The organism is Deinococcus radiopugnans ATCC 19172, assembly GCF_006335125.1.
GTDB classification, from domain to species: Bacteria; Deinococcota; Deinococci; order Deinococcales; family Deinococcaceae; genus Deinococcus; species Deinococcus radiopugnans.
Genome location: NZ_VDMO01000010.1, coordinates 154436 through 169944 on the forward strand (window position 1 = coordinate 154436; position 15509 = coordinate 169944).

Below are 15509 nucleotides of genomic sequence, written 5' to 3' on the forward strand. Positions count from 1 at the left end.
TCCTTGGGAATAGGGGGAAAATTCAGCGTTCCAGCGCCGTGCGAACTGGGCCGTCGGGAATCATCATGGTGGCGCCCCCGCCGTAACGCACGCTCAGCGCGCCGTGGTAGCGGGTGACCCCGCCCAGCTGGCTCAGCGGCAGGCGAAAGCGGCCCTGGGCGTTGATGATGTGCAGGGCGCCCTCTTCCTGATCCAGCCGGAATTCGGTCACGCCGCTGTTGCGGGCCGTCCGCAGAACCTGGGCCAGACTGCGGCGGGCGTTCCACCACACCAGCAGGCCCAGCACGGCGGCGGCCAGCAGAAAGAAGACGTTGTGGAAGGACACCGCCCAGATCGCCCCCACCACGCTCAGCAGGGCCAGGGCGATCAGCGGGCCGCGCAGCAGGCGGCGCTGCATCTGTCGGTAGACGCTGGCGACGAGCAGCTGTCCGTCGGGCGAGGCCCAGTCTATGGATTGCCCAACGCTCATCGCCGTTCCTGGGCGGCAAAGTCCGCGTGCAGCTGGGCGCGCAGCTCCAGGTCAGCGTACAGCGTATTCAGGGTCTGCCGGGCATACTCGGGGGCGTCGGCAGGCAGGGGCGCGGGGCGGGGCGCGTCCGGCGCGGCGTGGGTCTGGGCCAGCGTTAGCACCCCCATCCACGCATGATCCCAGTCCGAATGCTTTTCGTAGGCAGCGTAGGGCGACTCGGCCTTGCGGATGGCCCGCACCAGTTCCCGCAGCACCTCGCCGCTGAGGTGGGCGGGCCAGGGCGGCGGCAGCCCTTGCAACAGGGCCAGCACCGACGACGACTGGTGGCCCCTGAGCGCGGTTTGGAGTTCGGCCACCCGGCAGGCGGGCGACACCACCCCCAGCATCTGGGCCAGATGGGGCCGGTGCGAGGAACCACGCCCGCGTAGATGGGGCACCAGGGCGTCGGCCACCCCGGCGCAGCCGTCATCCTGGGCACCCGAGGAGAGCGCCGCATGAACGGCCCCCGACAATTCCCGCTCGGCCTCGAAGTGCACTGCCAGCCCCACCAGCTCGGCAGGGGTCAGCTCCAGCGTGGACAGCAGCACCCCCGGATGCGTCACGTTCATCAGCTGACGCAGCCGCGTGGCCGGGCGCTTCACCGGCTCCAGGCCGTCGCGCTTCAACTCCGCCTCGGGCACTTCAGGCAGGGTCAGGGTGAAGTTGCGCTGTCCGGTCAAGCGGCCCAGCCAGCCCACCTTCTCCTCGCCCCGCATGGCCTTCAGGCGGGCGGCCATGCGGGCGTTGTACGCGCTGCCCGGCAGGCGCTGCAGCAGGCGGCGGGCCTGACCCTGCACGTCCTCGCTGCGGTCAGTCAGGGTGTCTTCCAGCAACGGCTCCAGCGCACCGTCCGCCACCGTCCAGGTCTCGTCCAGCACAGCCAGCAGGCGCCTGCGGACGCCCACCCGCTCCGCCTTCAATTGGGTCAGCAGGAAGGCACGAGAGGCATCCGGCGCGTCGGCCCGCAGGGTGCGGAACAGGGCCTCGCGGCCTGCCTCGGTGGCGTCGCCCCACGTCGCCTCGTCCATCCGGCCCGCTTCCGTCTGTCCGGGAGCGTGCAGCCAGCGCCAGTCGGATGAGAATCCGGCCAGCCAGCGCCCGCGTTCGCCCAGCACCTGCCGCAAGGGAGCGCGGGCCTCCTCGTCCGCGCGGCTGCCCCAGTCCAGCAGGGCGGGCAGGAAAGCCGGCGGCACCCGCCAGCCCGCCGACGCGCACAGCGTCAGCCATTCGGGCAGCACGGGCGAGTCCAGCAGATGCGGCAGGTGCCGGGTCACGCGGGATGGGGCTTCGGGCCGGGTTTCGGCGGGGGCCGGCGCGGGCAGGGGCGGCGCGGGTTCGGGGCGGCGACCGGCGCGCGTCGCCAGCCCGGCCAGCGCGGCGCGGGCCAGCAGGGTGGCCTCCGCGTCGTCCCGCGTGACGCTGTTCAGGGCGGCGGCCAGCGGGGTTCCGGCCGGGGCGGGGAGCGTGGCCCGCGCCGTCCCCACCATCGCTGCGGCCAGCAGCACGTTCAGATCATTCATGACGGGTCTCCGGGCAAGGCGGGCCAGAAGTTCAGCGGCAGGAAGGCCAGACCGTCCCACTCGCCGAACAGGTTCACCGCCGCACCGCCACTCCCCGCCAGCAGGTGCAGCAGCGGGCGCTCATCTCCGGTGAGGGGCAGGCTGCCGCCCCCGTCGGCCACGCGCCACGGCTCGCCAGGCACCACCCGCACCGGCCCCAGCAGGTATGCCTGACGCTCCAGCCAGGGGTTGCGGGCCAGAGCGTCGGCGTGGGCGGAAAGCATGGCGTCCAGATCCAGAGGTGTGGGCAGCGGGGCCAGCGGCCCGGCCTCGCCCGCCTCGTCCTTCAGCACGGCCCGCTGCGGCACTGCGGAGGGCGCAAACACCACCTCGGCATTCACGCTGCGGCCCACGGGCAGGCCCGGCGGCAACGGACGGCCCCCCGGCGCGAAGTCCAGCAGCAGGGCCGTCTGGTGGCGGTGCTGCAACCACGTCCGGCGCACCGTCAAGGCGTCCTCCGGCACCGTGAGGTGACCCAGCACGTTCCAGCGCGCCCGAACGCCGCCGGTTTCCAGCAGACCGGTCACGTTCAGCGGGAAGCCCAGGGCCGCGCGCAAGTCGGACCGCTCGTCCTCGCCCAGGGTCTCGCGGTGGCCCCAGCCCTCGGTCAGCAGGGCCAGTTCGCCTAGGTGGGCCAGCAGCGCGGCGGGATCACCCAGCAGTTCGGGAATGCGCGCCACCCGCCGGGCCGCCCCCGGCGCCTGCGCGTCCATCAACCGCGCCGCCTGCGTGTCCCAGTCGCCGTAGGGCCGCGAGGACGCTGCCGCCAGACCATCCCGGATCAGGTCTTTGAGGAACAGGTGCAGCCCTTCCAGCCCCGCCGTGACCTTCTTCTCGCGGGCGGCGCGGCGTTTGGCCTGAGCGGCAGGATCAGTCTCTTTCTCGGCTTTCGGCTGTCCGCCTTCGGCCTTCTGCGCCTCCCGGTTCTGTCGTCCGGCCAGCCACGCCTGAATGCTTTCCGGGATGGATTGTGCGCCAAAGTCGGACGGGTGCGAGGCGTGCAGCAACAGCAGGGCCAGCCCGTGCTTGCAGGGAAACTTGCGGCTGGGGCAGGAGCACTTCGCCACCGGGCCGCTCAGGTCAACGGCGGTCAGGTACGGCGTCTTGCCGCTGCCCTGACACTCCCCCCACAGCACCCCCTCCAGCGCGTTCAGACTGGGCCACTTTCCCGGCGTGGCGAGTTTGCGGGCATTCGCCGCGCTGCCTGCGTCGGGGGCCAGGGCCAGGATGCTTTCGGTATTCAACGTCTGCGACAAATCATAAGCTCCTTATTCTGCTATTGACGTAATAGTAACAGGTGCACGTTATTGCCGCAAGCCTAGCGCAAAGCGCAAAAGAGGCCGCAGGCATGTGCGCCCCGGCCTCTCCTGTGCCCTGCCCGTCCTACTTCATTCCGTCCTGAATCCGCGCGTAGACCTCGTCCATGCTGCCCACGCCGTCCACCCGCTTCAGGTGGCCGCGTGCGCCGTAGTAGTCGATCAGCGGCTGGGTCTGCTCGCGGAACACGTCCTGGCGCCTGCGGGCCACTTCCTCGGTGTCGTCGCTGCGGACGGCCTCGCCGCGGGCCGCCGCCTGCCGCCCACGCTCGACGATGCGCTCGATCAGCAGTTCGCCGGGCACTTCCAGCAGCGGGACGTGGTTGACCGGCGCGCCCATCTCCTCGAGCAGCACGTCCAGCGCCTCGGCCTGTGCGCGGGTGCGCGGAAACCCGTCGAAGATCACGCGCACGCCTTCCATCTCGGCCAGACGGTCGCGGATCAGCGCCATCAGGATCTCGTCGGGCACCAGCTGGCCCGCATCCAGAATCGGCTTGATCTGCTGGCCCAGTTCGGTGCCGCGCTGCACGTGATCGCGCAGGATGTCGCCGGTGCTGATCTTGACCAGGCCCTGCTCGGCGGCCAGCCGCTCGGCCTGTGTGCCTTTGCCGGCACCAGGCGGCCCCAGAAAGATAACGACTTTGTTTTTCGGTTGGGTCATGCGTTCCTCCGTAAGTGAAATGTCAGTCTAGCGGCAGTTCCTCTCTGTGGGTCTGGCCTGCCCAGTCCGCCCACGCCCGCGTGGGGTCAGCAGGACAAAACGAAGAACCGCCCCCGAACAGGCAGGCGGTCTCGCGCGGCGCAGCAAGCTTCAATTGTTCAGGCGTCCGCGAATGCGGCCCTTGCTGATGAAGCCGTCGTAGCGGCGCACGGTCAGCTGGGCTTCCAGCTGCTTCAAGGTTTCCAGCGCCACGCCCACGATGATCAGCAGGCCCGTGCCGGAGAACTGGAAGGTGGTGATGCCCGTGATGCGCTGAACGATCTGCGGAATAATGGTCAGCACCACCAGGAAGATCGCACCCCACAGGCTCAGGCGGCTGCTGATGCTGCCCAGGTACTCGGTGGTGGGCGTGCCGGGCCGGACACCCGGAATGAAGCCCCCGGCCTCGCGCAGCTGCTCGGCAATGCGCTTGGGATCGAACTGCACGCTGTTGTACAGGTACGTGAAGCCGAAGATCAGCGCCGCTTCCAGCAGGATGTACAGCGGCTGCCCGAACACCAGATTCGAGCTGATCCAGGCATTGACTTCCGGCGCGCGGGTGGCCGTCGCGCTGGCGATCAGGTTGGGGATGATCAGCATGGCGCTGGCGAAGATCACCGGGATCACGCCGGCCTGGTTGACCTTGATGGGCAGCCAGGTGGCCTGACCCGCACCCTGCGACTTGGCGGCAGACGCCGAACCGGCCGCCGCCGTCGGGGCGCCGCCGCGCGCACGGGCATAGGTGACCGGCACCCGCCGCTCACCCTGATACACGTACACGATGCCGGCAATCGTCACCAAGATGATGGCGATAAACGCCAGGAGTGAGAGCAGCTGCACCTGATCGGTGCGGAACAGTTGCGCGGTGGCCGCAATTTCACGCGGGTAGGCCGAGATGATGCCCACCGTGATGATCAGCGAGATGCCGTTGCCCACGCCGACCTCGGTGATGCGCTCGCCGATCCACATGGTAAAGGCGATGCCCGCCACCTGGGTCAGGACCATCACCAGCACCGTGAAGAGGCCCGGCGTCCAACCCACGGCGACGTAGGCCGGGTTGCTGGTCACGAACAGCGAGAAGAACAGCGCCTGCACCGCGCCCAGGCCCACCGCCGAATAGCGGGTGAACTGGTTGATCTTCTTGCGCCCCTCCTCCCCTTCCTTGGACAGCTTTTCCAGGGCCGGGATGGTGGTGGTCATCAGCTGGATCACGATGCTGGCCGTGATGTACGGCAGCACTCCCAGCGCGAAGATCGAGAACTGCGAGAGATTGCCTCCCGAGATCATGCTGATTAAACCAAACAAGCCACCCGAGGTGGCGTTGCTCAGCGCGGCGGTGTTGACGCCTGGGGTGGGAATGGCGCTCCCCAGGCGGTACACCGCCAGCAGCAGCAGGGTGAAGACAATCTTCCGCTGAAGGTCCGGAATCCGGAACGCGTCGCGGAAGGCGCGCAGCATGTTAGCCGGCCTGCTTGGCAGCGCGGGCGGCGGCGCGGTCTTCCTTGGTGGGGGCCGCAGGCTTCGGCGCAGGCAGCACGACGCTGCCGCCCGCCGCTTCCACGGCCTTGATGGCCGCTTCGCTGGCGGCGTCCACGTGCACCGTCACGGCGCGCGTCAGCTCACCGCTGGCGAGCAGCTTGACCGGACGGTTCTTGCGGCGCACCAGACCGACGAGTTCCAGCACGTCGCGGTCAAAGGTGTCGGTGCCCTCGATCTCGCCGAGCTGCGAGAGCTTGACGATTTCGTAAGTGGTGCCGACGTTGTTAAAACCGCGCTTGGGCAGGCGGCTGATCAGCGTGCTGCGGCCACCCTCGAAGAAGGGGCCTTTGCCCGCGCCGCTGCGCGACTTCTGGCCCTTGTGACCGCGACCGGCGGTCTTGTCGGTGCCGCCGGGGCCACGGCCCACGCGCTTGCGGTCCTTGCGGCTGCCCTCGGCGGGCTTCAGATCGTGGAGTTTCATGCTTCCACCTCCAGCAGATGCTGAACGGTCCGCACCATGCCGCGCAGGGCGGGCGTGTCGCTGACCTCACGGCTGTCGCCGATGCGCCTGAGGCCCAGCGCCTTGACGGTGTCCACCTGGTTCTGGGGACGGCCGATCACGCTGCGCCTGAGGGTGATTTTAATGGGTTTGCTGGTCATTCCTGGGCACCTCCGGCAATGGCCGGTCCACCCTGGGTGGTGGCCGACTGGGCGGCAGCGGTCTGGACAGGCTGGGCCGTGCGCAGAACGTCGGTACCGCGCAGCGCCCGCACCTGCTTGGCGGTCCGCAGGTTCTTCAGACCGTCGAACACGGCGTACGCCACGTTGATCTTGTTGCGGCTGCCCAGTTCCTTGGACAGCAGGTTGGTGATGCCCGCGAGTTCGGCGATGCTGCGGGGCACGGTGCCCGCGATCACGCCCGTACCGGGGCCGGCGGGCTTGAGCAGCACCTGTGACGTGCTGTTGACGCCCACGATGTCGTGCGGAATGGTGCCGTTTTCCACGGGCACCATGATCATGTTCTTGCGCGCGATGCTCTTGGCCTTCTCGATGGCGACCGGCACTTCCTTGGCCTTGCCGATGCCCATCCCGACGCGACCGTTGCGGTCACCCAGGATCACCAGCGCGGCAAAGCGGAAGCGGCGTCCACCCTGGTAGGTCTTGGAGGTGCGGTTGACGAAGAGCATCTTTTCTTCAAATTCGCTGCTCTCGCGGTCCGCGTTGCGGTCATTTCTACGATTAAAAGTCAAGGCCACCCTCCCGCGCCGCGTCTGCGAGCGCCTTCACGCGTCCGTGGTAACGGTACTGCCCACGGTCAAAGACCACCTGCTTGACGCCCTTCTCGGCGGCAGCTTCGGCCAAGGCCTTGCCCACGGCGGCAGCAGTATCGGACTTGGTGCCGCTCTTGAGCTTGGCGCTGCTGGCGGCGGCCAGCGTGGTGCCACTGGCGTCGTCGATGATCTGGGCGTAGATGTGCTTGCTGGAGCGGAACACGCTCAGGCGCGGGCGCTCCCCGGCGGCGGTACGAACCTTGCGGCGGGCGCGCAGCTTGCGGCGGACAGTATTCTGAGCGGCCATTATTTCTTCCCTTTCCCGCCCGTGGCACCGGCTTTCCCGGCCTTCAGGGCAATCTTCTCGCCAAGGAAGCGCACACCCTTGCCGTGGTAGGCGTCGGGCTTGCGGACCTTGCGGACGTTGGCGGCCACCTGGCCGACGAGCTGCTTGTCGATGCCGCTCACGTCGATCTTGGTGGGTTCTGGCACGGTGAAGGTCACGCCCTCGGGCGGCTGGATCACCACGGGGTGGCTGTAACCGATGGTCAGCTCCAGCGCCCGGCCGTTCAGCTTGGCGCGGTAACCGACGCCGCGCAGCTCCAGGTTAATCGTGAAGCCGTCGCTGACGCCCTTGACGGCGTTGAAGACCAGACTGCGGGTCAGGCCGTGCAGCGCGCGGTGACGCTGGGCATCGCTGGGACGCTCGACCAGCAGTTGATCGCCGTCCTGCTTGATGCTCAGTTCCTTGTTGAAGGGAACGGTCAGTTCACCCTTGGGGCCTTTGACCTTGAACACGCCGGCGTCGGCGCTGTAGGTCACGCCGCTGGGCATGGGGATGGGAGATTTACCAATTCGGGACATCCAGGTCCTCCTTGCCTTAAGTCAGACCCCATATGAGGGCTGAGGTCAGGTGCATGTGGTTCGGGACACTGCCCTTACCCGTTCTTGCGTCAGCTCAGAAACAGAGCCTGCGTTACCAGAGCACGCAGACGACTTCGCCGCCCACGCCCTGCTTGCGGGCTTCACGGTCCGGCAGCAGCCCACGGGAGGTGGACACCACGGCCACACCCAGGCCGCGCTGAACACGGGGCAGGTTGTCGGCGCTCACGTAGGCGCGGCGGCCGGGGCGCGAGATGCGCTCGATGTGCTTGATGACCTGCTCGCGCTTCTGACCGTACTTGAGGGTCACGCGCAGCACGTCGAACTTCTGGCCTTCTGGGACCAGGCGCTCATAGGAGGCCACGTAGCCTTCCTTGACCAGCAGCTTGGCCAGTTCTTCCTTGAACTTGGAGGCCGGGATGTCCACAGTCTCCTTGAATGTGCGCGTCGCGTTGCGGATGCGCGTGAGCATGTCAGCGATAGGATCACTCAGCATGTGTCTCCTCCAGAGGCGCGGCCCGTAGCCACTGCCCCGGCAGGTGCGGCCCATATCAACCGATACGGACTGCGATTCTCCCCGTTGGAACGTTTGGCGCGCAAAGTTGTCGCCGATCCTTCTGTTGGGTGGGAAGCCACCACTGGACGATCACCATTCAAAGCTGAGCGGTTCGTATCCAGGGGGTACAGCACGAACGCCGCAAGCAGGTGCGGCAAGGAAGGAGTGTAACAGAGAGAGGTGGGGGTTGGCAATGTGCACACGTCGAGTGCCGCCCGCATCCGCCTTGCAGATGCAAGTGCCCCACCGACGAGCGCCCGCCTTCACCTGAACCGTTCGCTGTCTGGTGAGATGGGGAGACTGCAGCGCTGCGTGGCCAAGCAGGCATCCCTTTTATAGTGAGCAGCGATTCGGTCCCGCACAACACAAAAAGCCCCCCGGGATGGGAGGCCGTTTGCCAAACTTTGCTTGAATGCTGCTTACCAGCTCGCTTTCCGCACGCCGGGCAGTTCGCCCTTGTGCGCCATCTCGCGGATGCAGATGCGGCACATGCCGAAGAAACGGTAGTAGCCACGGGCGCGGCCACAGCGCGAGCAGCGGCTGTAGTTCTGCACGGCAAACTTGTGGCCGCGCGCCGCCTTGACAACTTTGGAGGTATTCGCCATAACGTCCTTTGCCCCCGCCTTACTTGCGGAAGGGCAGGCCCAGTCCCTGGAGCAGGGCGCGGGCTTCTTCGTCGGTCTTCGCGGAGGTCACGATGGTGATGTCCATCCCGCGCACCTTGTCGACCATATCATAGGTGATTTCGGGGAAAATCAGCTGCTCTTTGATGCCGAGGTTGTAGTTCCCGCGGCCATCGAAGGCGTTGGGGTTGATCCCACGGAAATCGCGGATGCGGGGCAAGCCGATGTTGATCAGCTTTTCCAGGAACACGTACATGCGCTCGCCGCGCAGCGTGACCTTGATGCCCACCGGCATACCCTGGCGCAGCTTAAAGTTGGAGATGCTCTTCTTGGCCTTGGTGACGATGGGCTTTTGCAGCGTGATCAAGCCCAGTTCCTTGGCGGCCTTGTCGATGGCCTTGCTGTCTTCCTTGCTGCTGCCCAGGCCCTCGTTGACCACGATCTTCTCGATACGCGGCACGGCCATCACGGACGAGTAGCCAAACTGCTGCATCATGGCAGGCTTGACCGTTTCGTTGTACTTCTGCTTGAGCTGTTGCATGTCTCTACCTTTCGGGCGGACGGGTCGCCCAGGTCACGCGCGGGGGGCGTGACCCTGGAAATCAGTCGATGTTCTTGCCGCTCGCGACAGCCACGCGGACTTTCTTGCCGTCCACGATGGCCCGGCGAACGCGGGTGGCCTTGCCGGTTTCGGGATCCACGATGGACACCTTGCTGGCATGCAGGGCCAGCTCGCGCTGCTCCTGGCCGCCGTTGGGGTTGCCGGCGCTGGGCTTGACGTTCTTGGTGACCATGTTGACGCCTTCCACGACGACCTTCTGGTCACGCGGCAGCGCCAGCAGCACCTTGCCAGTCTGGCCCTTGTGCTTACCGCTCAGAACGATGACGTTGTCACCCTTCTTGACGTGCAGCTTGTCGTTGTGGTGGCTTCCGGCGCTAGGACGGGGCATTACAGCACCTCCGGGGCCAGGGACACGATCTTCATGAAGCGGCGGTCACGCAGCTCGCGGGCCACCGGCCCGAAGACGCGGGTGCCGCGAGGCTCGCCCTGGTTGTTGATGATGACGGCGGCGTTCTTGTCGAAGCGGATGGTGCTGCCGTCGGCACGCTTGACGGCGTGCGCGGTGCGGACGATCACGGCCTTGACCACGTCGCCGGACTTGACGGCGCCGCGCGGGGCAGAGTCCTTGACGCTGGCGACGATGATGTCACCGACGTGCGCGAACTTCTTGTTGCCGCCGCCGCCCGAGGTCAGGCCCTTGCCGCCGATGCCGGAGTTCAGCACGCGGATGCACATGATTTCACGGGCGCCGCTGTTGTCGGCCACGTCCAGACGGGATTGGGTCTGAATCATGCCTCGCTCCCGGCCAGCTCAGTTTCCACGGCGGTGGTCTCGGTGCCGCGCGGGCGCTCGATCAGTCGCGTAACCTTCCAGGTCTTGGTCTTGGAGATGGGACGCACCGCGATGATCTCCACGCGGTCCCCCAGTTTGTATTCGTTGGCCTCGTCATGCGCGGCGTACTTGCTGCTGCGCGTCACGACCTTGCCGTACAGCGGGTGGGCGAAGCGGCGCTCGACCTTGACGCTGACGGTCTTGTCGGCCTTGTCGCTGACGACGGTGCCGGTAAAGGTCTTCTTCATGCCTGCTCTCCCTGCTTGCGGGCCTGCTCATGCCGGATGGTATTGAGCTGGGCCACTTCGCGGCGCAGCTGCGTCACGCGGTGCGGCTGGGCCAGGTTGCCCATGGCCGCCTGAAAACGCAGCTCCATCAGTTCTTTCTTGCGGGACTCGATCTCGGAGGCGAACTTGTCGGCCCCCAGCTCGCGCATCTCACTGGGCTTCATCGTAAACCTCGCGCTTGACCATCTTGGTCTGGATGGGCAGCTTGTGACCGGCCAGACGGAAGGCTTCCTTGGCCTGGGCCTCGGTCACGCCGGAGACCTCGAACATCACGCGGCCCGGCTTCACGACGCTGACCCAGAATTCCACCGCGCCCTTCCCTTTCCCCATTCGGGTTTCGGCAGGCTTCTTGGTGACGGGCTTGTCGGGGAAAATGCGGATGTAGATCTTACCGCCGCGGCGGAAGTGGCGGCTCATCACGATGCGGCACGCCTCGATCTGGTTGCTGCGGATCCACGCGGGTTCCATGGCAATCAGGCCGTAGTCGCCGAAGGCCACGTAGTCGCCGCCCTTGGCGTCGCCGGTCATCCGGCCGCGGTGCTGCTTGCGGTACTTGGTGCGCTTGGGAAGAAGCATCATTCACCTCCGGGGCGACGGCGGCCAGCGGCCGGACGGCGGCGGTTGGGACGGTCACCGTCTTCACGGCGGGGACGGTCATCGCGGCGGGTGGGGCGGGCCAGGGTCTCGGTCTTGCCACCGATCACTTCGCCGTTGAACACCAGCACCTTGATGCCCAGGATGCCGTAGGTGGTGCGGGCCAGCGCCGTGCCGTAGTCGATGTCGGCGCGCAGGGTGTGCAGCGGCACGCGGCCTTCCAGGACCTTCTCGGTGCGGGCCTGCTCGGCCCCGCCCAGACGGCCGGACAGCACGATTTTGACGCCACGGGCGCCGGACTCCATCACGCGCTGCGCGGCCTGCTTCATGGCGCGGCGGAAGGCGAAGCGGCGCTCGATCTGCTCGGCGATGCGCAGGGCCACCAGCGGCGCGCTGATGTTGGGGTTGGGAATCTCGGCGACGTTGACGGCCACCGTGCCGGCAGACACCAGACGCTCGATGTCGCCGCGCAGGCCCTTGATGCTGTCCCCGCCCTTGCCGATCACGATGCCGGGTTTGGCGGCGGAAATGATCACGTTCACCTGCTGACCTGCGCGCTCGATCTCGACGCGGGCGATGCCTGCGGCGGACAGCTTCTTGTCGATCAGGTTGCGGATCTTCTCGTCTTCCTTCAGAAGGCCGGCGTACTGCTTCTTGCCGGCGTACCAGCGGCTGTTCCAGCCCCGGGTGATGCCCAGGCGGAAGCCGTTCGGGTTGATTTTATTGCCCATATTAGTTGCGCCCCTTGCTGTCGCGCTCGCCCACGATGATGGTGATGTGGCTGGTGCGCTTCTTGATGATGTTGGCACTGCCGCGCGCGCGGGGGATCAGGCGCTTCAGGGTGGGGCCGGCGTCCACGTAGGCCGCCGTGATCACCAGACGGTCTTCGAGCATCTCGTCGTTGTGCAGCGCGTTGTGCTTGGCGCTATTCAGCACCTTGGCGACGGGCTCGCTCGCTGCACGGGGGATGAAGCGCAGCAGGTCTTCGGCGTCACGCACGCTCTTGCCACGGACCAGGTCGACGACCAGACGCACCTTGCGGGGGCTGATGCGGACGTACTTGGCCACGGCGTAGCCGGGACGGCGCAGCTTGACGAGCTGCTTGCGCTCTTTCTTGTTGCGGTAGGTCTGCTCGGGGGCAGCGTTGGAGGTGGCAGCGGTCATTTCTTCTTGCTCCCCTTGCTGCTCTTCTCGCTGCCGTGGCCGCGGTAGCTGCGCGTGGGCGAGAACTCGCCGAGCTTGTGACCAATCATCTGCTCGTTCACGAACACCGGGATGTGCTGCTTGCCGTTGTGCACGGCGATGGTGTGGCCGATCATCTCGGGAACCACGGTGGAGCGGCGCGACCACGTCTTGATCACGCGCTTGTCTTTCTTCTCGTTCTGGGCGTCCACCTTTTGCAGCAGGTGGCCGTCGACGAACGGGCCTTTCTTGAGGCTACGGGGCATAGGGTTCGCCCTCCTTACTTCCCGCCGCGGCGGGTGATGATGAAGCGGTCAGAGACCTTGCGCTTGCGGCGGGTCTTCAGGCCCTTGCTGGGCTGACCCCACGGCGAGACAGGCACGCGGCCTGCGCCGGTGCGGCCTTCACCACCGCCGTGTGGGTGATCCACCGGGTTCATGGCGCTGCCTCGCTGGTGCGGCTTGCGGCCCAGCCAGCGGCTGCGTCCAGCTTTCCCCAGGTTGATGTTCTTGTGCTCGGCGTTGCCCACCGTACCGATGGTGGCGTAGCACTCGCTGTGCACGCGGCGCAGTTCGCCGCTGGGCAGGCGCAGGATCACGTAGTCGCTTTCCTTGCCCTGCACCTGAATGCTGGTGCCGGCGCTGCGGGCCATCTGCGCGCCTTTGCCAGGAACGAGTTCCACGCTGTGCACCACGGCGCCCACCGGCACGAAGCGCAGCGGCAGGGCGTGACCCAGCTTGGGCTCGGCTTCGGGGCCGGCGTTGACGGTGGCGCCCACCTTCAGGCCCTCGGGGGCCAGGATGTAACGCTTCTCGCCGTCGGCGTAGTGCAGCAGGGCGATGCGGGCGCTGCGGTTGGGATCGTACTCAATCGCGGCGACCTTGGCCACCACACCGGACTTGTCGCGGCGCTTGAAGTCGATGATGCGGTACAGACGCTTGTGCCCGCCGCCGATAAAGCGGCTGGTGATGCGGCCCCGGTTGTTGCGGCCACCGGACTTGCCGATGCCCTCGGTCAGCGCCTTTTCGGGGCGCTTCTTGGTCAGCCCGCTGAAGTCGGCGGTCGTCATCTGACGGCGCGACGGGGTATACGGACGGTACTTTTTAACGGCCATATTCAATCTCTCCTTAGGCCTGGCCTTCGAGTTGCTCGATGCGCTGACCCTCGGCGAGACGGACCACGGCCTTCTTGCGGTCGTTGCGGGTGCCCATGAAACGGCCCACGCGCTTCTGCTTGCCGCGCACGTTCATGGTGCTGATGCCCACCACGGACACGTCGAAGGCACGCTGGATGGCGCTCTTGATCTCGGTCTTGGTGGCCTTGGGGCTGACCCAGAACGAGTACACGCCGCGCTCCATGCCTGCGTACGCCTTCTCGCTGATCACCGGCTGGTGGATGATGTCGTAGTAGCTCATGCGGCACCCTCTTCTTCAGTCTGCTCGTCCTGCGCGGGTTCCAGCGCCACGGCGTCGATCACCAGGCGGTCATGGCGCAGGATGTCGTAGGCGTTCAAACCGGCGACGGCCATCACGGTGACCCACGGCACGTTGCGCGCAGCCTGACGAACCACAGCGTCGTCGGTCACGAGTAGCACGCTCTCGGTGCCGTTCATGCCGTTGTCCTTGGCCCAGGAGATGAAGCTCTTGGTCTTGCCGTCCAGACCGAAGCCGTCCACGGCGGTGAGCATGCCTTCCTGCTCACGGTCCGAGAGGGCCATCGCCAAGCCAAGCTGACGCACCTTGCGGGGCAGGGTGTAGCCGTAGTTGCGGGGCTTGGGACCAAAGGCCACGCCGCCGCCCACGAAGGTCGGAACAGTGCGGTCGCCGTGACGGGCGTTGCCGGTGCCCTTCTGGCTGTACATCTTCTTACCGGTGGCACTGACCTGCGCGCGGGTTTTGGTGCTCGCGGTGCCGCGGCGGCGGCTGGCCAGCTGCCAGGTCACCACTTCGTGCAGCACGTTTGCGTTGGCTTCGGGCAGGTCCAGGCTGATCTGACGACCACCGTTCTGTCCGATGACGTTAATCTGCGCCATGTTTACTTGCCTCCCTTCGGCGTGCGCGTCTTGACCGCGCCGCGCAGGACCACGAGGCCGCCGTTGGCGCCGGGGATCGCGCCCTTGACCAGAATCAGGTTCTCGCCGGCGCGCACTTCCACCACTTCCAGGTTCTGGACGGTGACGCGGTCCATGCCCATGTGACCGGCCATTTTCTTGCCCTTGTACACGCGGCCAGGCGTCTTGCGCTGACCGATGGAGCCGGGGCGACGGTGCCACTTCTTGGTACCGTGGCTGGCCGGGCCGCCGGCAAAGTGCCAGCGCTTGATAACGCCCTGGAAGCCCTTGCCCTTGCTGGTGCCAGTCGCGTCGATCTTCTCACCCTCGGCGAAAATATCCACGTTTACGGTGTCGCCTTCGGGAGCGAAGTCACGGAATTCACGCAGGAAGCGCACGGGGGACACCCCGGCCTTCTTGAAGTGACCCATCGCCGGGCGGTTGACCTTGCGCTCCGCCTTGGGGGCAAAGCCAATCTGAACAGCCTCGTAGCCGTCGGTCTGCGCGGTCTTGCGCTGCACGACGGGGCAGGGGCCAGCCAGCACCACCGTCACCGGAACGGCGCGGTCGCCCTTCCAGATCTGGGTCATGCCGATTTTGGTTCCCAGCAGGCCCTTCACGCGCGGCCTCCCACCGTCTTGATTTCAATGTCCACGCCGGTGGGCAGGTCCAGGGTCATCAAGGAGTCGATGGTCTTCTTGGTGGGGTTCATGATGTCCACCAGACGGTTGTGGGTGCGGATTTCAAAGTGCTCGCGGCTGTCCTTGTTGACGAAGGGCGAGCGCAGCACGCAGAAGCGGCGGATGCGGGTGGGGAGCGGCACTGGGCCGCTCACGTCCGCCCCGGTGCGCCGGACGGTGTCCACGATCTTGCTCGCGGACTGGTCCAGCGCCTTGTGGTCGAAACCACGCAGTTTGATGCGAATCTTCGGGGCAACCATTGCTATTACTCCAGAACCTTGGTGACAACGCCGGCGCCGACAGTGCGGCCGCCTTCACGGATGGCGAAGCGCAGGCCTTCTTCCATGGCGATGGGCTTGATCAGCTCGACGGTGAAGGTGATGTTGTCGCCGGGCATCACCATTTCCACGCCTTCGGGCAGTTCCACCA

27 protein-coding genes are annotated in these 15509 nt (G+C 66.5%); all 27 read right to left on the minus strand.

Annotation, left to right across the window (positions count from 1 at the left end; genetic code table 11):
• Positions 1 to 22: 22 nt before the first annotated feature.
• On the minus strand, positions 23 to 469 hold the full coding sequence (locus tag FHR04_RS11070) for a hypothetical protein (protein ID WP_139403312.1): 447 nt from the start codon (positions 467 to 469) through the stop codon (positions 23 to 25).
• A complete protein-coding gene (locus FHR04_RS11075) occupies positions 466 to 2028 on the minus strand; it encodes a DUF5691 domain-containing protein (RefSeq protein WP_139403315.1) in 1563 nt (520 codons plus the stop codon). Before FHR04_RS11075 ends, FHR04_RS11070 begins: the two co-directional genes overlap by 4 nt.
• A complete protein-coding gene (locus FHR04_RS11080) occupies positions 2025 to 3323 on the minus strand; it encodes an SWIM zinc finger family protein (protein WP_221265310.1) in 1299 nt (432 codons plus the stop codon). Before FHR04_RS11080 ends, FHR04_RS11075 begins: the two co-directional genes overlap by 4 nt.
• 127 nt (positions 3324 to 3450) lie before the next feature.
• Positions 3451 to 4044: an adenylate kinase gene (locus tag FHR04_RS11085; protein ID WP_139403318.1), complete on the minus strand. Its 594-nt coding sequence runs from the start codon at positions 4042 to 4044 to the stop codon at positions 3451 to 3453.
• A 150-nt stretch (positions 4045 to 4194) separates the two neighbouring features.
• On the minus strand, positions 4195 to 5541 hold the full coding sequence (secY, locus tag FHR04_RS11090) for a preprotein translocase subunit SecY (RefSeq protein ID WP_039682884.1): 1347 nt from the start codon (positions 5539 to 5541) through the stop codon (positions 4195 to 4197).
• A 1-nt stretch (position 5542) separates the two neighbouring features.
• On the minus strand, positions 5543 to 6043 hold the full coding sequence (gene rplO, locus FHR04_RS11095) for a 50S ribosomal protein L15 (RefSeq protein ID WP_039682882.1): 501 nt from the start codon (positions 6041 to 6043) through the stop codon (positions 5543 to 5545).
• On the minus strand, positions 6040 to 6207 hold the full coding sequence (rpmD, locus tag FHR04_RS11100) for a 50S ribosomal protein L30 (RefSeq protein WP_039686723.1): 168 nt from the start codon (positions 6205 to 6207) through the stop codon (positions 6040 to 6042). Before rpmD ends, rplO begins: the two co-directional genes overlap by 4 nt.
• 11 nt (positions 6208 to 6218) lie before the next feature.
• Positions 6219 to 6812: a 30S ribosomal protein S5 gene (rpsE, locus tag FHR04_RS11105; RefSeq protein ID WP_039686720.1), complete on the minus strand. Its 594-nt coding sequence runs from the start codon at positions 6810 to 6812 to the stop codon at positions 6219 to 6221.
• Positions 6802 to 7140, minus strand: coding sequence for a 50S ribosomal protein L18 (rplR, locus tag FHR04_RS11110; RefSeq protein ID WP_039682880.1), 339 nt, complete (start codon positions 7138 to 7140; stop codon positions 6802 to 6804). The genes rpsE and rplR overlap by 11 nt, the downstream gene beginning before the upstream one ends.
• Positions 7140 to 7697 (minus strand): 50S ribosomal protein L6, encoded by a 558-nt coding sequence (gene rplF / locus FHR04_RS11115; RefSeq protein WP_039682877.1) that lies wholly within the window; start codon positions 7695 to 7697, stop codon positions 7140 to 7142. Before rplF ends, rplR begins: the two co-directional genes overlap by 1 nt.
• Positions 7698 to 7809: 112 nt before the next feature.
• Positions 7810 to 8211, minus strand: coding sequence for a 30S ribosomal protein S8 (rpsH, locus tag FHR04_RS11120; RefSeq protein WP_039682875.1), 402 nt, complete (start codon positions 8209 to 8211; stop codon positions 7810 to 7812).
• Positions 8212 to 8690: 479 nt separating this feature from the next.
• Positions 8691 to 8876, minus strand: coding sequence for a type Z 30S ribosomal protein S14 (locus FHR04_RS11125; RefSeq protein WP_039682873.1), 186 nt, complete (start codon positions 8874 to 8876; stop codon positions 8691 to 8693).
• A 19-nt stretch (positions 8877 to 8895) separates the two neighbouring features.
• Positions 8896 to 9435, minus strand: coding sequence for a 50S ribosomal protein L5 (gene rplE, locus FHR04_RS11130; protein WP_039682871.1), 540 nt, complete (start codon positions 9433 to 9435; stop codon positions 8896 to 8898).
• 61 nt (positions 9436 to 9496) lie between these two features.
• On the minus strand, positions 9497 to 9844 hold the full coding sequence (gene rplX, locus FHR04_RS11135; RefSeq protein WP_039682869.1) for a 50S ribosomal protein L24: 348 nt from the start codon (positions 9842 to 9844) through the stop codon (positions 9497 to 9499).
• A complete protein-coding gene (rplN, locus tag FHR04_RS11140) occupies positions 9844 to 10248 on the minus strand; it encodes a 50S ribosomal protein L14 (protein WP_029483701.1) in 405 nt (134 codons plus the stop codon). Before rplN ends, rplX begins: the two co-directional genes overlap by 1 nt.
• Positions 10245 to 10535, minus strand: a complete 291-nt coding sequence (gene rpsQ / locus FHR04_RS11145) for a 30S ribosomal protein S17 (protein ID WP_039682865.1) — start codon at positions 10533 to 10535, stop codon at positions 10245 to 10247. The genes rplN and rpsQ overlap by 4 nt, the downstream gene beginning before the upstream one ends.
• Positions 10532 to 10738, minus strand: coding sequence for a 50S ribosomal protein L29 (rpmC, locus tag FHR04_RS11150; protein ID WP_039682863.1), 207 nt, complete (start codon positions 10736 to 10738; stop codon positions 10532 to 10534). The genes rpsQ and rpmC overlap by 4 nt, the downstream gene beginning before the upstream one ends.
• Positions 10725 to 11150, minus strand: coding sequence for a 50S ribosomal protein L16 (gene rplP, locus FHR04_RS11155; RefSeq protein WP_039682861.1), 426 nt, complete (start codon positions 11148 to 11150; stop codon positions 10725 to 10727). The genes rpmC and rplP overlap by 14 nt, the downstream gene beginning before the upstream one ends.
• Positions 11150 to 11899: a 30S ribosomal protein S3 gene (gene rpsC / locus FHR04_RS11160; RefSeq protein ID WP_039682859.1), complete on the minus strand. Its 750-nt coding sequence runs from the start codon at positions 11897 to 11899 to the stop codon at positions 11150 to 11152. Before rpsC ends, rplP begins: the two co-directional genes overlap by 1 nt.
• Position 11900: 1 nt before the next feature.
• The gene (gene rplV / locus FHR04_RS11165; RefSeq protein WP_081994925.1) at positions 11901 to 12332 is read right to left on the minus strand and encodes a 50S ribosomal protein L22; all 432 of its coding nucleotides are present in this window, start codon (positions 12330 to 12332) and stop codon (positions 11901 to 11903) included.
• A complete protein-coding gene (gene rpsS / locus FHR04_RS11170) occupies positions 12329 to 12616 on the minus strand; it encodes a 30S ribosomal protein S19 (protein WP_039682857.1) in 288 nt (95 codons plus the stop codon). The genes rplV and rpsS overlap by 4 nt, the downstream gene beginning before the upstream one ends.
• Before the next feature lie 14 nt (positions 12617 to 12630).
• The gene (rplB, locus tag FHR04_RS11175; protein WP_039682854.1) at positions 12631 to 13464 is read right to left on the minus strand and encodes a 50S ribosomal protein L2; all 834 of its coding nucleotides are present in this window, start codon (positions 13462 to 13464) and stop codon (positions 12631 to 12633) included.
• A 13-nt stretch (positions 13465 to 13477) separates the two neighbouring features.
• Entirely contained in the window at positions 13478 to 13765 is a 288-nt protein-coding gene (locus tag FHR04_RS11180; RefSeq protein WP_039682852.1) for a 50S ribosomal protein L23, read from the minus strand.
• On the minus strand, positions 13762 to 14382 hold the full coding sequence (gene rplD / locus FHR04_RS11185) for a 50S ribosomal protein L4 (protein WP_039682851.1): 621 nt from the start codon (positions 14380 to 14382) through the stop codon (positions 13762 to 13764). The genes FHR04_RS11180 and rplD overlap by 4 nt, the downstream gene beginning before the upstream one ends.
• Positions 14383 to 14384: 2 nt before the next feature.
• Positions 14385 to 15020 (minus strand): 50S ribosomal protein L3, encoded by a 636-nt coding sequence (rplC, locus tag FHR04_RS11190; protein WP_039682849.1) that lies wholly within the window; start codon positions 15018 to 15020, stop codon positions 14385 to 14387.
• Complete coding sequence (gene rpsJ / locus FHR04_RS11195; protein ID WP_014685998.1) at positions 15017 to 15340, minus strand: 30S ribosomal protein S10; 324 nt, start codon at positions 15338 to 15340, stop codon at positions 15017 to 15019. The genes rplC and rpsJ overlap by 4 nt, the downstream gene beginning before the upstream one ends.
• 5 nt (positions 15341 to 15345) lie before the next feature.
• Positions 15346 to 15509, minus strand: a 164-nt coding sequence (locus FHR04_RS11200) for an EF-Tu C-terminal domain-related protein (RefSeq protein WP_476699083.1), incomplete at its 5' end; no start/stop codon positions are given.

What these genes read in the sequence shown, in the direction of transcription:
- rpmC (WP_039682863.1), bottom strand. Translation starts at nt 10,738, where the DNA reads ATGAAGCCCAGTGAGATGCGCGAGCTGGGGGCCGACAAGTTCGCCTCC.
- FHR04_RS11085 (WP_139403318.1), bottom strand. Translation starts at nt 4,044, where the DNA reads ATGACCCAACCGAAAAACAAAGTCGTTATCTTTCTGGGGCCGCCTGGT.
- rpsH (WP_039682875.1), bottom strand. Translation starts at nt 8,211, where the DNA reads ATGCTGAGTGATCCTATCGCTGACATGCTCACGCGCATCCGCAACGCG.
- rplX (WP_039682869.1), bottom strand. Translation starts at nt 9,844, where the DNA reads ATGCCCCGTCCTAGCGCCGGAAGCCACCACAACGACAAGCTGCACGTC.
- rpsJ (WP_014685998.1), bottom strand. Translation starts at nt 15,340, where the DNA reads ATGGTTGCCCCGAAGATTCGCATCAAACTGCGTGGTTTCGACCACAAG.
- FHR04_RS11125 (WP_039682873.1), bottom strand. Translation starts at nt 8,876, where the DNA reads ATGGCGAATACCTCCAAAGTTGTCAAGGCGGCGCGCGGCCACAAGTTT.
- rpsQ (WP_039682865.1), bottom strand. Translation starts at nt 10,535, where the DNA reads ATGAAGAAGACCTTTACCGGCACCGTCGTCAGCGACAAGGCCGACAAG.
- rplV (WP_081994925.1), bottom strand. Translation starts at nt 12,332, where the DNA reads ATGACCGCTGCCACCTCCAACGCTGCCCCCGAGCAGACCTACCGCAAC.
- FHR04_RS11180 (WP_039682852.1), bottom strand. Translation starts at nt 13,765, where the DNA reads ATGAGCTACTACGACATCATCCACCAGCCGGTGATCAGCGAGAAGGCG.
- rplO (WP_039682882.1), bottom strand. Translation starts at nt 6,043, where the DNA reads ATGAAACTCCACGATCTGAAGCCCGCCGAGGGCAGCCGCAAGGACCGC.
- rplB (WP_039682854.1), bottom strand. Translation starts at nt 13,464, where the DNA reads ATGGCCGTTAAAAAGTACCGTCCGTATACCCCGTCGCGCCGTCAGATG.
- rplN (WP_029483701.1), bottom strand. Translation starts at nt 10,248, where the DNA reads ATGATTCAGACCCAATCCCGTCTGGACGTGGCCGACAACAGCGGCGCC.
- rpsC (WP_039682859.1), bottom strand. Translation starts at nt 11,899, where the DNA reads ATGGGCAATAAAATCAACCCGAACGGCTTCCGCCTGGGCATCACCCGG.
- rplR (WP_039682880.1), bottom strand. Translation starts at nt 7,140, where the DNA reads ATGGCCGCTCAGAATACTGTCCGCCGCAAGCTGCGCGCCCGCCGCAAG.
- rplE (WP_039682871.1), bottom strand. Translation starts at nt 9,435, where the DNA reads ATGCAACAGCTCAAGCAGAAGTACAACGAAACGGTCAAGCCTGCCATG.
- rplF (WP_039682877.1), bottom strand. Translation starts at nt 7,697, where the DNA reads ATGTCCCGAATTGGTAAATCTCCCATCCCCATGCCCAGCGGCGTGACC.
- FHR04_RS11075 (WP_139403315.1), bottom strand. Translation starts at nt 2,028, where the DNA reads ATGAATGATCTGAACGTGCTGCTGGCCGCAGCGATGGTGGGGACGGCG.
- rplD (WP_039682851.1), bottom strand. Translation starts at nt 14,382, where the DNA reads ATGGCGCAGATTAACGTCATCGGACAGAACGGTGGTCGTCAGATCAGC.
- rplP (WP_039682861.1), bottom strand. Translation starts at nt 11,150, where the DNA reads ATGCTTCTTCCCAAGCGCACCAAGTACCGCAAGCAGCACCGCGGCCGG.
- secY (WP_039682884.1), bottom strand. Translation starts at nt 5,541, where the DNA reads ATGCTGCGCGCCTTCCGCGACGCGTTCCGGATTCCGGACCTTCAGCGG.
- rpsS (WP_039682857.1), bottom strand. Translation starts at nt 12,616, where the DNA reads ATGCCCCGTAGCCTCAAGAAAGGCCCGTTCGTCGACGGCCACCTGCTG.
- FHR04_RS11070 (WP_139403312.1), bottom strand. Translation starts at nt 469, where the DNA reads ATGAGCGTTGGGCAATCCATAGACTGGGCCTCGCCCGACGGACAGCTG.